The sequence below is a fragment of the Mesorhizobium sp. M7A.F.Ca.CA.004.06.1.1 genome (assembly GCF_003999135.1).
In the GTDB taxonomy this organism is placed as follows: Bacteria; Pseudomonadota; Alphaproteobacteria; order Rhizobiales; family Rhizobiaceae; genus Mesorhizobium.
Map to the genome: position 1 here is coordinate 1 of NZ_RZPQ01000071.1, position 13,952 is coordinate 13,952.

Annotated in this window: 11 protein-coding genes and 1 pseudogene; 4 read left to right on the forward strand and 8 right to left on the reverse strand. The window is 63.6% G+C overall.

All coding sequences use genetic code 11. The features are described from left to right. Positions 1-99: pseudogene (locus EN906_RS38150) on the forward strand (LysR family transcriptional regulator); the annotation flags it as partial. A 20-nt stretch (positions 100-119) separates the two neighbouring features. On the opposite strand, the gene EN906_RS07215 reads toward EN906_RS38150, so the two are convergent. The 7 genes from EN906_RS07215 to EN906_RS07245 form a co-directional block, all read right to left on the reverse strand. Beyond that, entirely contained in the window at positions 120-2,147 is a 2,028-nt protein-coding gene (locus EN906_RS07215; RefSeq protein WP_127268560.1) for a CocE/NonD family hydrolase, read from the reverse strand. A 47-nt stretch (positions 2,148-2,194) separates the two neighbouring features. Beyond that, complete coding sequence (locus tag EN906_RS07220; protein WP_127268561.1) at positions 2,195-3,172, reverse strand: ABC transporter ATP-binding protein; 978 nt, start codon at positions 3,170-3,172, stop codon at positions 2,195-2,197. Further along, complete coding sequence (locus tag EN906_RS07225) at positions 3,169-4,152, reverse strand: ABC transporter ATP-binding protein (RefSeq protein ID WP_127268562.1); 984 nt, start codon at positions 4,150-4,152, stop codon at positions 3,169-3,171. Before EN906_RS07225 ends, EN906_RS07220 begins: the two co-directional genes overlap by 4 nt. After that, positions 4,149-4,988 carry an ABC transporter permease gene (locus tag EN906_RS07230; RefSeq protein WP_127268563.1) on the reverse strand — a complete coding sequence of 280 codons (840 nt, stop codon included), beginning with the start codon at positions 4,986-4,988 and terminating at the stop codon, positions 4,149-4,151. Before EN906_RS07230 ends, EN906_RS07225 begins: the two co-directional genes overlap by 4 nt. 28 nt (positions 4,989-5,016) lie before the next feature. Then, positions 5,017-5,964 (reverse strand): ABC transporter permease, encoded by a 948-nt coding sequence (locus EN906_RS07235; protein ID WP_127268564.1) that lies wholly within the window; start codon positions 5,962-5,964, stop codon positions 5,017-5,019. Positions 5,965-6,016: 52 nt separating this feature from the next. Beyond that, a complete protein-coding gene (locus tag EN906_RS07240) occupies positions 6,017-7,576 on the reverse strand; it encodes an ABC transporter substrate-binding protein (protein WP_127270115.1) in 1,560 nt (519 codons plus the stop codon). Positions 7,577-7,888: 312 nt separating this feature from the next. Then, positions 7,889-8,881, reverse strand: coding sequence for a membrane dipeptidase (locus tag EN906_RS07245; RefSeq protein WP_127269817.1), 993 nt, complete (start codon positions 8,879-8,881; stop codon positions 7,889-7,891). 195 nt (positions 8,882-9,076) lie between these two features. Here EN906_RS07245 and EN906_RS07250 point away from each other — a divergent pair, with 195 nt between their 5' ends. Beyond that, the gene (locus EN906_RS07250) at positions 9,077-10,348 is read left to right on the forward strand and encodes an FAD-binding oxidoreductase (protein ID WP_127269819.1); all 1,272 of its coding nucleotides are present in this window, start codon (positions 9,077-9,079) and stop codon (positions 10,346-10,348) included. Between the two features lie 4 nt (positions 10,349-10,352). Here the strand turns inward: EN906_RS07250 and EN906_RS07255 are convergent, their stop codons facing one another. Then, on the reverse strand, positions 10,353-11,246 hold the full coding sequence (locus tag EN906_RS07255) for a LysR family transcriptional regulator (RefSeq protein ID WP_127270114.1): 894 nt from the start codon (positions 11,244-11,246) through the stop codon (positions 10,353-10,355). Between the two features lie 128 nt (positions 11,247-11,374). On the opposite strand from EN906_RS07255, the gene EN906_RS07260 reads away from it, so the two are divergent. Both EN906_RS07260 and EN906_RS07265 read left to right on the forward strand, forming a co-directional pair. Further along, on the forward strand, positions 11,375-12,712 hold the full coding sequence (locus EN906_RS07260) for an aromatic ring-hydroxylating dioxygenase subunit alpha (RefSeq protein WP_164748648.1): 1,338 nt from the start codon (positions 11,375-11,377) through the stop codon (positions 12,710-12,712). Positions 12,713-12,797: 85 nt separating this feature from the next. Further along, positions 12,798-13,952: acetolactate synthase large subunit (locus EN906_RS07265; RefSeq protein ID WP_127375116.1), on the forward strand; the 1,155-nt coding region annotated here is incomplete at its 3' end.

Sequence of the window (13,952 nt, forward strand, 5' to 3'; positions counted from 1 at the left end):
GACTGCCACGCCCTTTGGCTGCAGACACCGCATCTGCCGCTGAAGGTGCGGCTGGCCGTCGATGCGCTGGCGGCTGCCTTGCCGAAGTCGATGGCCTAACCGCAACGTCGCAATCGCTCTCAGTTGAGATCGCGCGGATACTCCTTGACCTCGCTGCGGTCGACGATCAGCTCATCGCCATCATGGGCGGTGATGTGGGTCTCGATCCGCCAGACCTTTCGCAGCGCCCTTACCGTCGCCTTCACTGAAAGCCGCACCTGCCAGTCGCCGCGACCATAGGACTTGTCCCAGGTGCAGGTGCCGACCGCCGAGTTCGGATCGTCGGGGTGGATGATGAACCGGTCGACATGCCTCGCCGAGAGCACCATTCCCGTATGTGGATGCCGCACCGTGCCGCCATCATTGGCGACCTGATAGACGGTCTCGCCGGTGACCTGGTCCGTCGACACCGAACGCTGGAAGCCGTCGCCCTTGGCCAGCACCTCTTGCTCCATCGGCGCGGCGCTTTCCGGAGTCAGGAAAACCCCCAGTGTGTCGTCCAGCTTCTGCTGCGCGCGCACCGGCAGGATCAGCCGGCTGTCGCCGCAATGGATCGACAACGTCGCCTGCTCGGCCGTCGGGAAGACGATCGGCCAATGCGATGTCGCCAGCGCCAGCCGGATACGCTCGCCGACCTCGAAACGCTGCCCGCAGCAGCGCAGCTTGACGCGGACGGTCTCCGCCTGGCCCGGCACCATGGGTGCGATGTCCAGATCATCGTTGCGATGGCTCAGATTGAGGATGCCGTAGCTGATACGCGAGGCGGCACCTTCAGGGAATACCTGCGACAGCGTGGCGGACAGAAGGGCGACGGGCTTGTCGGAGGAGAGCTTGACCTCGAATTCGGGGAAGCCAAGGATCTCGACCGCTTCGGTCAACGGCGCCGTCTCGAAGATCAGGGCATTGCCTTCTTCCATGCGCTGGTCGACCGGCAAGGTCGGCATCACGCCATAGCCGCACCAGGCGCCGGACGACAGGCCGGCCGTCTGTGGCGATGAAACCTCCAGGATCGCGTTTGCGCCCTTGGCTTCGCTCAGCACATGCGGCGCAAGGTTCAGCACCTTTTCGCCGACGCCGGGTCCCGGCCACGCCGGTTCCGCCACCCAGCGGCCGGGCCGCTCGTCATAGATCGCCGCCGGCCGTGCGGGATCCTGAATCCAGGCGCGCAGCATCGGCTCGTCGGCAATGCCGGTGTCGATGCCCTTGAGATATTGATCCCACCAGCGCAGGCACTCCTGCAGGAAGCCGATACGCGGTCCGGGCATGGCGAAGTGCGGATATTTGTGGCCCCAGGGTCCGATCAGGCCCTTGCGAGGACCGCTCAGTTTTTCCAGCATCCGGAAGATCGGATTGGGATAGCCGTCGGCCCAGCCGCCGACGGCATAGACCGGGATCTCGACATCGGAATAATCCTCGCAGATCGAACCGTGCTTGTAGAAATCGTCGCGGCGCTGGTGTTCGAACCAGTCCTGCATCCAGATGCCGTTGCCGTTCAGCCGTTGCTCCCAAAGCTCGCGCCAGCGGTCGCCGACAACAAGCGGATCCGGTGGCGTCATGGCGATGGCCCAAGCGGTGGTTCCCCACATCAGATTGTCGCACATCATCGCGCCGCCGAGATAATGCACGTCATCATTATAGCGGTCGTCGGTCGAGCACAGCGAGACGACGGCTTTCAGCGCCGGCGGGCGGCGGGCGGCGACCTGCAGCCCGTTGAAGCCGCCCCAGCTGATGCCGATCATGCCGACACTACCCGAGCACCAAGATTGCCGGGCCAGCCATTCGATGACCGCCAGGCAGTCATCCTGCTCCTGCTTCAGATACTCACCCTTGCACAGCCCCTCGCTGTCGCCCGAGCCGCGCATATCGACCCGCACGCCGGCATAGCCGTGACCGGCGAAATAGGGATGCGTCAGCGCATCGCGCTCCACCGTTCCGTCACGCTTGCGATATGGCAGATATTCCAGGATCGCCGGCACCGGATCGGCCTCCGCGTCTTCCGGCAACCAGATGCGTGCGGCCAGCTTGACGCCGTCCGGCATCGGAATCCACAAATTCTCGATCTCGCGGACTTTGCGCGGGAAATCGGTGACGACGCGGATATCTTGCATGGCGGCTCCTCTCAACGCCCGGCCGACACTTGCGCCGGTGGCGATCCTTATGTGTTCAGCGGGAAATGGCAGGTCAGACGGCTGTCGCCAACTGCGACCGGGACGGGGACATCCACCGTGCAGCGGCCCTGGGCCTGCGGACAGCGTGTGTGAAATTCGCAGCCTGAAGGGCGCGCCAACAAGGACGGAACGTCAGCCGGCAGCGTGATACGCTGATGCACCCTGTCGGGATCGGGCTCTGGATTGGCCGAGAGAAGGGCCGCCGTATAGGGATGATGCGGCGCGCGGAAGATCGCTTCGGTTTCGCCCTGTTCGATGAAGCGTCCGAGATACATCACCGCCATGCGGTCGGCGATCTGGCGCACGACATGCAGATTGTGGGTGATGATCAGCATCGACAGGCCCATGCGGTCACGCAGGTCGTTGAGCAGGTTCAGCACCTCTCCCTGCACCGAGACGTCGAGGCCGGCTGTCGGCTCGTCGGCGACGACCAGCACCGGGTCCAGCGCGATCGCCCGCGCCACACCGACGCGGCGCGCCTGGCCGCCGGAAAGCTGGTGCGGGTAGCGGTCGGCGAAATCGCGCGGCAGCCCGACCAGTGCAAGAAGTCGTGTGACTTCGGCGTTGAGATCGCGATCCGACAGTCCGTGGATGACGAAAGGCTCCGACAGCAGCGACCGCACGCTGAGCCGCGGCGACAACGATCCGACCGGATCCTGGAACATCATCGGCATGCGCCGCCGCACCGGTTTCATGGCGGCGTTGGACAGGCCTTGCAGTTCCTGCCCTTCAAACAGGATCGTGCCCGCTTTCACCGGCTGAAGACCGTTGAGCGTGCGCGCCAGCGTCGTCTTGCCCGAGCCGGATTCGCCGACCAATGCGAAGGTGCTGCCTCGTTGAAGCGTGAAGCTGACACCGGACACCGCTTCGATCTCGGTGGCTCGCCCGGCAAGTCTGGCGGACAGGCCGCCAACCCGGAACGAGACACGCAGATCGCTGACACGGAGCAGGTCGTCGGAACTCATGCGTTCATCGCTCCCAAGGGAATGTCCGCATGCCAGCAGCGGGCGATGTGAGACCCACCGAGGATTGCGCTGGGAGGCGTCGTCAGGCATTGGGCGTCGGCGCGATCGCAGCGCGGCTGGAAGACGCAGCCGCTTGGTCGGCGGCGCAGATCCGGCAAGGTCCCGGCGATGGTCGGCAGGCGGGCAACCCGCTGCGACAGCCGCGCGGGATCACAGGCCAAAAGCTTCTGCGTGTAGGGATGGCGCGCATCGTGGAAGATCTCGCGAGTCGTGCCGCTCTCCACCACCTCACCGGCATACATCACGATCATCTCGTCGCAGAGTTCGGCAATCACGCCCAGATGATGCGAGATGAACAGCACCGAGCAGCCGATGTCGCGCTGCAGATCCTTGAGCAGTTCGATAGTGGCCACCTCCAGCGTCGCATCGAGCGCAGTCGTCGGCTCGTCGGCGATCAGCAGCGCCGGTTCCATCATCAGCGCCATGGCGATGGCGATGCGCTGCTTCATGCCGCCGGAGAACTCGTGCGGAAACTGCGTCAGCCGGCTTTCCGGATCGGGAATGCGAACCTTGCGCAGCATGGCGACCGAGCGCGCATCCTTGTCCCGCTTCGACAGGTTCGAGCGATACTGGATGTCGCGCATCTGGCGCCCCACCGACAGCACCGGGTTGAGCGCGCCCATCGGATCCTGGAACACGGTGGCGATCCTGAGACCGCGCAAGCCGCGCATCGCGGTGGGGTCGAGCCGGGCAAGGTCCTTGTCGCCCTCGAAGATGATCTCGCCCGATGTGATTTCACCATTGTCGGCGAGCAGGCCGAGAATGGCGTTGATGAGCGTCGATTTCCCGCAGCCGGATTCGCCGACCACGCCGACGCTGCGGTTGGCCGGCACGGAAAAGCTCACCTGCTTCAGCGCCTCCAATCGCCCACTCTCGGTGTGGAAGGCGACGCTCAGATTCTTGACCTCGAGAACCGTCATGAGCGTCCCTTCAGCCTGGGATCGAAGAGGTCGCGCAGCGTCTCGCCGAAGAAGGTGAAACCGAGTGTCGTCAGCACGATCGGCAGGCCGCCGGCAATCACGATCCAGTAGGAATCGCGAATGTTGGCGAAGCCGTCATTGAGGATCGCGCCCCAGCTCGGCGTCGGCGGCCGCACGCCGAGCCCGAGAAAGCTCATGCCGGCCTCGATCGCCACCACCACGGGAATGTCCATCGATATCAAGATCAGGATCGGGCCGATGATGTTGGGCAGGATATGGACGCGCAGGATGCGGCCCGCACTGGCGCCCATCGAGCGCGCCGCCATGACATGTTCGGCTGATTTGAGCACCAGCGTCTGGGTTCTGATGATGCGGGCATAACCCGGCACATTGACCAGCATCACCACCAGCACCACCGCGTAGAGCGAGGGGCCGAACAGGGTGACCAGCGTCAGCGCCAGCATAACGGTGGGAAAGCTCTTCACCGCGTCGAAGATCAGCAGCAGCACATTGTCGAGCCAGCGCGGCCCATAGCCTGCGATCAGCCCCAGCACGACGCCGACAACCAGCGACACCGCTGTCGCGCCCAGCGCGATCAAAAGCGCGACGCGCCCGCCATAGAGCACCCGGGTGAGAAGATCGCGGCCGAGATGGTCGGTGCCGAGCAGATGCAGCAGGCTCGGCGAAGCGAAGCGTTCGGCCGGCGATATCTTGCTCGGCGCATAGCTGGTCAGGAGGCTGGCGAAGACCGCTGACAGCACCACGACCGTCACCAGCGTCAGGCCGATGGCGCCCAGCGGCTCGCGCATGATGCGGCGCACGGTGCGCCATATCATGCCGAGACGGAAGCTGCGGGACGGCAGCTCAGTTGAAACTTGATCTGACACGGGGATCCAATAGGCCGACCAGAATGTCGGCCGCTACGTTGACGAGGACGAAGAAGACCGTGGTGACCAGCACGGCTCCGGAGACGATGGGGTAGTTGCGCACCGAGATCGCCTCATAGACCAGCTTGCCGATGCCGGGGCGGGCGAAGACGATTTCGGCGAAAACGGAAGACGACAGCATGTGGCCGATGCCGACGCCGAGCAAGGTGATCGTCGGCAGCACGGCGATACGCAGCGCGTAGGTGTAGACGATCCGGTGCTCGGTCAGGCCGAAGGCGCGCGCCGTGCGGATATGGCTGGCCTCCAGTGTCTCCAGCATCGAGGCGCGCACCATGCGCGAGATGTAGCCGATCCAGCCAAGGCCGACCGCTAGAGACGGCAGGATGAGGTGCTGAAGCCGGCTGGCGAGGTCGCCCGGTTCGCCGGCGCCGATCGCCGGCAGCCATTGCAGGGCGACCGCAAACACCAGCAGCGAATAGATGGCGACGACGAAGGATGGCACGGCGATCATCGCCACCGACAGCACCCCGATCACCTGATCGACAAAGCCGCCGCGCCGCACCGCCGCGATGCAGCCAAGCGGGATGCCCAGCGCCACCGACCACGTGATGCCGCCGACCACCAGCGCCAGCGTGAACGGAAGCTGTTCCATCACCACGTCCAGGACCGGCCGGTTCGACAGAACCTCGGTGCCGAGATCGCCATGCAAGGCAGAGCCGTAGAAGTTCACGAATTGCCGCCAGACAGGTTGATCCAAGCCCATACGCTCGCGCAGCGCCTCCTTCATCTCCGGCGTCGCGCGTGGCCCCAGCGCGACGGAGGCCGGGTCTCCGGGAATGAGGTAGACCATGGCGAACATCATCATCATGGCGACGCTGATGATGATGGCGCCAAGCCACAGACGCTTGAGGGCGTAGCGGATCATTTTCGGTACCTGTCGGATGGTCTTTGGCCGGGGCGAGCCCCGCCCGCCGATATCATGCCGGTTTGAAGTCGGTGAACACGGGTTCGCCGTTCGGCTTCAGGCCGGCCACAAGCGTGTCTCGATTCATGATGCCGGTGACCTCATGCGTCAGGAAAATGTAGTTGCCGTTCTCCTCCATCAGGTCCTGAAGCTTCTTGTAGATGACATCGCGCTTTGCCGGGTCGAGCTCGACCATGCCCTCGGCGTTGAGCTTGTCGAATTCCTCGCTGGAAAAACGCTCCCAGTTCCAGACGCCGATCTGGTCGCGGGTGAACCAGGCGGTGGCCCAGCTCGGGTCCGGCTGCATGGAGAAGCGGCTGATGATCATCTGCAGCTTCTTGTAGTAGTCGCCTTCCTTGGCGCCAAGCGTCCAGAAGGTGCCGCTGTCGTTCTGCTTGATCTCCACAGTGAGACCGACATCCTGCAGGTTCGACTGCACGACCTGCGCCGCGGTCAGCCGCTCGGTCTTGTTGAGGATGTCGAGCGTGATCGTGGTGCCGGCCAGCCCCTCCTTGGCGATCATGTCGCGGGCGCGGTCCGGATCGAAATCGAAGAGGTTCTTCTCGCGATGGCCAGGCAGACCGGGCGCGATGATGCCGGTGGCCGTGGCGGCCGCACCGAAATAGGCAGCGTCGACCACCGCCTTGCGGTCCACGGCGTACTGAACCGCGCGGCGCATGTTCGGATTGTTGAAGGGAGCGACATCCTGGTTCATGCCGAGCCAGACAAAGGCCAGCGAAGGCTTCTCGACGACGGTCGTCTTTGGCGGCGGTGTCTGCTTCAGCCGCGAGATCGAGGAGACCGCGGTCCAGGTGTAGTCGAGGTCGCCGGCCTCATAGCCAAGTTCGGCGGTCTTCTCATCCTCGATCGGATGGATGTGGATTTCCGCGAAGGCGCCCTGCTCGTACTTCCAGTCGGGATTGCGCACCAGCACCGTGCGCTGCTTGGGCAGCCATTCCTTCAGGATGTAGGGGCCCGACTGGGCCACCGGCTTGACGCCCATCTTGCCGCCGAGCTCGGTGATGGCGCGCTTCGACAGGATGGTGCCGGACGGCGTCGGCAAGGTCGACGTCCACAGCGGCGCGAAGGCCTGCTTCAGGTGGATCAGCCCCGACAGCTTGTCCTTGACCTCGACTTCCTTGAGCGTTGCCCAGTCGCCGGAATAGGGGCTTTTGTTGGCGGGGTCGGCGATGCGTTCGATCGAAAACTTGACGTCTTCCGCCGTCATCTGGCCGTAGCCGTCTGTGAAACCGATATTGTCGCGCAGCTGGAAGGCGACGGTCAGCGGGTCGAGCTGCTTGATCGTTTCCGCCGCCATCGGCCGCCAGCCCCAGCTATCGCCCGGCGTGGTGACGACGAGGCCGGCGAAGATGACGCTGGTGATGTCGCCTTCAGGCGCCGCCAGCCGGAAGCAAGGGTCGAGCGTCTGGATGTCGGCGTAGGATCGCACCTTGAGGATCGGCCCGTCGCTCGACCAGGAAACTTTTGGATTGACCATTGAGGCGAGGCCGAAAGCGCCGGCTCCGGCGAGCAGGCTGCGGCGCGAAACCCTGGTGTCGGCTAGAATGGACATGCTCTACCCCTCTGCTGTTTTCGTTGTTTTGCTTTCCAGCCGTTGGCCATTCTCCAAGCCGGGCCGAATGTGTCTGTCAGCTAAAACTGCTAATAATAGACATCTATGTCTAGCGAAAATTTTGCCGGCATGTCCGAATCTTGGAGACGGACGATCTTGCGGGAAATCTCGATATCCGACCCGCCCCCGCCGCTACGTCGGCATGGGCAAGCGGCTAAGCGCGAAATGTGATCGCGCACACGGTGCGGCCTGGCCCGCTATTCGGTGGGGCCTGGATCAAGAGCTGGAGCGGAGACGCGCTCTCCGCTACCTTCACTTCCAGATTTCGGCCGCCAGGCGCACGAAATTGCCGCCCAGGACGTTGCGCACGGTCTGCTCGGACTGGCCGCGGCGCAGAAGCACATCGGTCAGTTCGCGCATCTGGCCGGGAGCCGCGTAGGTCGTCGCCCCTTCCGGATATTCGCTCTTGGGCCAGAATTGCGGATTGTCGGAAATGATGCGGTCGATGCCTTTGACATCAACCGGAAAGGCGTAGTCCAGTCCGATGCCGACATGATTTGGGCCAGCCAGGTCGACGAGATATTCGATGTGGTCAGCCAGCCTGTCCGAGTCCGTCCGCCCTTCTCCCAGGAAACGATTGAGCCCGACAATCGCGACGATGCCGCCGGTGCGCGCGCAGGCCTTTATCTGCTCGTCGGTGATGTTGCGGCCATGGCCGCACAGGGCCTTGGCGTTGGAGTGCGAGAAGATGACAGGGCGGTTCGAGTATTCCATCACCTCCATCGAGGTGCGGTAGCCGGTGTGGGTGACGTCGACGAACATGCCGAGACGGTTCATCTCGTCGATGACCTCGCGGCCGAATGCCGTCAGGCTGGTCTCGACATCGTGGCAACCGCCGCCGGCGAGGTTGTTCCTGTTGTAGGCGAACAGGATCTGGCGCACACCCAGATGGTGATAGAACTCGACCATTTCGATGCGGCCGTCGAGCGCGTTCATGCCCTCAATGTCGAAGGTGATCGCCAGTTTGCCCTCGAGCTTGGCCTTGCGGATTTCCGCGACGGAGGAGACCAGCGTGTAGTGCTCGGGATTGGCAAGGATCCAGTGACGGAAATTTGCGAGCGTCCGCACTGTCTGCTCCCAGGGCAACAGGTCGAAGCCGACATCGATTGACAGATAGTCGATGCCGGCGTCGCGCCAGATCTGCAGATTGTTCAGGTCCGCAGCCGGATCCGGCATGAAGCCGGAATGCGCGTCCCATATGATTTCACTGTCGAAAATGGCCTTGGCGGCAGTCGAAACGCTCACTTTTTTCCTCGCTCTCTCGGCAACACCAACAACGGAAGGCCAGATCAAGCGGCGTTCCGGATGTGTGATCCAGATGCAGTGCGCATCAAGTATCAGGCCACAGACACATGTGTCTAGACAGCTCCGAACGGGCCTGTATGGTCGCCGTCGCTGCATGTCGCTCCGACCGGGCCATCGGCAAAAGGGAGAACAAAGATGAGCTCAAACGGAAGCCATGGCGGGAGCGATAGCAGGCATATCGCCGTGATCGGCGGCGGTATTATCGGCTGCAGCGCGGCTTTCCATTTGCTGCGGTCCGGCGTGCGCCGGGTGACGGTCATCGATGCGGGTCAGCCGGGTGCCGCGACCACCAGCGCCGGCGCGGGCTTCGTCTCCCATTGGTCCGCCGGCATGATCCCGCTCGGTGAAGAAGGCCTTCAACTGCAGCAATATGGCCTCGATTTCTATCGCAGGCTGCACGAGGTCGGCGTCGAGATCGGTTATCGGCCAAACGGCACCTTGATCATGGCGCTGACCGAGGATGGGCGCGAGCGTTTCGTCCGACCGGTGCTGGACTCACCCTATGCCCCGCCGGAAATGCAGGATTTGAACGCCGCGCAGATCGGCCAGAAGATGCAGGGCCTCATCGATCCGGCGCGGGTCCATTCGGCCGCCTACAATCCGCATGGCATCCAGCTCGACACCAAGCTGGCGATGGGGGTACTGACCGGCCAGATCAGCGAGCTCGGCGGTGTTTTTCGCAGCGGCACACGCGTAACGGCCGTCCATGATGCCGGTGACCGGGTGACCATCGAGACCGATCAGGGCAGCCTTGAGGCTGACGGCGTGATCGTTGCCGCCGGCGCCTGGAACAACCAGGTCATATCAGGCCTCGGCTGGAAGTTGCCGCTGCTGCGCGTCGTCGCAACGCGCATCGTCACCGACGATCGTGGGCTGCCGTCGACCATTCCCACGGTCCAATGCCGCGAATTGCGGCTGTGGCTGCGCGAAACATTCGGCGCCGTCATGTGGGGAACCGGCCGGCATTACAAACCTCTCTACAAGACCGACGACAACGAGATCGAACCTGGCCAGCCGCACAATATCGAGCTGATGCGGGAGACCTCCGAGCAGGAGCTTGCCGAGTTGCAGACTGTGTTCCCGCCGCTGCGCGGTTCGACGATCGCGAGCTGGGCGCAAGGCGTGCCGTGCTACACGCCCGACAACGGCCTTGTCGTCGGCAAGGTGCCCGGCAGCGACAATGTCGTGGTCGTCGGCGGCGACAATGAGAGCGGCGTCACCCATGGACCGGGTCTTGGCCGGCTATCCTGCGAACTGGTCCTCGGGCACACCCCGTTCGTTTCCGCCGAGCGGTTCCGTGTCGATCGCTACGCCTCCGATGCCTTCAAGTCGGAGGCCGAGATCGAGGCCGCCATGCCGGCCTGGGGCGCGCGTCATGAAGCGTCGCGGTTTGGTCGCGAGGCCTGATCTGTTAGCTGTCGCCGACGCTGGCCAGCAGCGCCTGCGCCACCGCCCTGACCACCGGGCCGGCATTCTTCCTCATGACGATGTGGAAGGAGCCGGCGTGGCGACGCGAGGTTTTCGTCAGCCGGACGAGCTGGCCGCGGCGCAGATGCTCATCGGCAAATCCCGCCCAGGCGAGTGCCGCGCCGCGCCCGGCGATGGTTTCGTGGATCATCGACATGTAGCTGGTGAACCGAGGTCCGTCGAGTTTCCGGTCGGTTCCGATCCATGATTGCCAACTGTCGATCGCGCCGGGCGGCGTCACCTGATGCAGCAGCGGCACCGCCATGAAAGCCTCGGGGTCTTCCGAGGCGAGCGCCGGATAACGCGCCAGGAACGCCGGCGCGCAGACCGGGAACCATTCACCGTCGAGCAGTTTTTCGGTCACGAATTCGGGCCATTGCCCGGCTTCGCCGAAACGGATCGACAATGCCACTTCAGGCTGATCGAAATCCCTGTAATCGGTGGATGTCTGCAGCAGCACCCGGCCATCGGCAACCTGCGATGTGATGAGGCCGAAGCGCGGCATCAGCCATGCCTGCGCGAAGTCGTGGCTGCAGCCGACCATGAATGTATCGCTGTCGTGCGCGGTCAAATCCTCGACCGCTTGCCTGATGGTGCCGAGACCCTCGCGGATCGCTTCGGCCAGCGTGTTGCCGGCCCCGGTGACGGCGACGCGGTTGCCTCTGCGCGTGAACAGCTCGACCGACAGCTGGCGCTCGAGATTGGCGACATGCCTGCTGACCGCCGATTGTGCGATGTTGAGCTCCTGCGCGGCCAGTGTCAGCCCGCCATGCCTGGCGGCAGCCTCGAAGACGACCATGGCGTTCAGCAGGGGAAGCGATGTTTTGAGGGTTTTCACGGTCCGGACCTACATTCATGCCTTTTCGATATGAAGGTCTATCATATCTGTATTTGCTGCAAGCCTTTCCGCATCGCACACTCTATCGAAACATCATTCTAACGCCAGCGAGCAGAAAGGTGTTTGCCGTGCAGGCCTACACACCGAACAGCCAGCCTATCGACAGAAGCGAGACCGTCAGGCTGATCGACCGGCAACGTCCGGACTGGTCGCTGGAACAGGCCTTTTATGCCGACCCGGCGATCTTCGCGCTGGAACGGGACTTGTGGTTTCCGCGCCAATGGATGCTTGTCGCCCATGCCAGCGAGGTTCCCGAAAAGGGCCGCTACATCGTGCGCCAGCTGTTCGACGAGGAGATCATCGTCGTGCGCTTCGGCGACGCCGAGGACGACATCGCGGCCTACTACAATGTCTGCACCCATCGCGGCTCGCGGCTCTGCGCCAAGGATGGTCGCGGCAAGCTTCTGGTCTGCCCCTATCATGCCTGGTCGTTCAGGCTGACCGGCGAACTGCAGTCGCGGCAGGATCTGCCGGCAAGCGTCGATCCGGAAGCGCTGGGACTGCACCGCGTGCCCTGCAAGAGTTTCGGCGGCCTCGTCTTCTGTGGCCTCGATGCCAGTTCGCTGCCCGACATCCAGCCTGTCGCGGACGGGCTGACGGGCGGCTTGCGCGAAAACGGCCTCGACCGTGCACGCATCGTCGCCCGCAAGAATTATCTGACCAAGGCGAACTGGAAGCTGGTGCTCGAGAACTTTCTCGAATGCTATCACTGCCGGCCGGCTCATCCCGAATATTACCGCGTCAACGGCCATGTCAAAGTGACCGCGACCCGCGATGCCGACAAGGCGGTCGAGTGGCAGAACGAAATCGAGGCCTGGCACAGCGTCATCGGCGATGCCGAATTCCACAAGGGTGCGTGGCAGGCAGGCGACCTCGACACGATGCCGTTTGCCATGCACCGCAAGCCGATCGGCTCCGGCCGTAACACGCTGTCCAATACGGGCGAGGGGGTCTCGTGCCTGATGGGTGGTCGTCACGCCTATGATGGCGGCGAAAGCGGCTTTCGCCTCGGACGCCTGTCGTTTGCAAGTGCTGCCAATGATTATGTCACGCTGTTCCAGATGATACCGCGCAACGCCATGGAAACAGACGTCATCCTGACCTGGCTCGTCGACAAGGATGCCGATAACGACATCGACGCCGATGCGATCAGCTGGATGTGGGACGTCACCACGGTGCAGGACAAGAAGATCACCGAGGACAATGCCGACGGCATTATGTCCCGTGCCTACCGGCCAGGCCCCTACACGCCGCTGGAAAGCCAGACCTCGTTCTTCGTGCAGACCTATCTGTCGGAACTGCGTTCGCTGATCACCGGCACGCGCGGCGCGACCGCCAGACAGTGGTCCGCGCCGAAGGAACTTTTCGCATCGCCGAAGGCGGCGAGCTGCAACACGCGGCTCTGACCCGCGGCCGAAGATGCCTCTTTGAGGCGTCGCATTCCGATGCCATATGAAGGTGGCCGACGGAATGTTGCGGGAGAGACAGTTTATGACCAAAGGTTCGGACTTGTTCGTCGCGGCCCTCGAGAACGAAGGGGTCGAACGGATTTTCGGCATTCCCGGCGAAGAAAATCTCGATATCGTCGAATCCATCCGCCGCTCCTCGATCCAGCTGATCCTGACCCGCCACGAGCAAGCAGCCGCTTTCATGGCCGCCACCTATGGCAGGCTCACCGGCAAGCCGGGTGTGTGCATCACCACGCTTGGCCCAGGCGCGCTCAATCTTTCGACCGGTTCGGCCTATGCGCTGCTCGGCGCGATGCCGATGATCATGATCACCGGCCAGAAGGGCATCCTGTCATCCCGGCAGGCGCGCTTCCAGATCGTCGACATCGTCGCGGCGATGAAGCCGCTGACCAAGCTGTCGCGCCAGATCGTCTCGCCGAAGATGATCCCCTCGCTCGTGCGCGAAGCTTTCCGTGTCGCCCAGGAAGAACGTCCCGGCCCCGTACATCTGGAACTGCCGGAAGACATTGCGGCGGCCGAGTGTGAGCCGATCGCACTGGTGCCGACGCACCCGGTCGAACTGCCGCTGGCCAGCCCGGGTGCGCTTGATCGCGCCGCCCTTATGATCATGGAAGCCAGGCGCCCGCTGCTGATGTTCGGCGCGGCGGCGTCGCGTCCGCGCGTGACCCCCGATGTCGCGCAGTTCGTGCTGCGGACGCAAATTCCCTATTTCACCACGCAGATGGGCAAGGGAACCGTGCCCGGCGGCACGGAGCTCTATATGGGAACGGCAGCCCTTTCGGAGCGCGACTACGTGCACGAGGCCATCGAGCAGGCCGATCTGATCATCACCATCGGTCACGACACCGTGGAGAAGCCGCCCTTCATCATGGGAGCGAAGGGGCCGAGGGTCATTCATGTCGGCTACCAATCAGCCGATGTCGAGCAGGTCTATTTCCCGCAAGCCGAAATCGTCGGCGACCTCGGCCCTTCGCTGGCGCTGCTGGCCGACCGCATCGAGGGCAAGATCCCCAACGCGCAGGTCCTGCTGCCGCTGCGCGAAGGCATTCTGAGCCGGATCGCCGCGCGCGCCACCGAAGATCGCTTCACGCCGCAGCGCATCGTGCACGACGTGCGCGCCGTGATGCCGGCCGACGGGATTCTCGCCCTCGACAACGGCATGTACCAGATCTGGTTT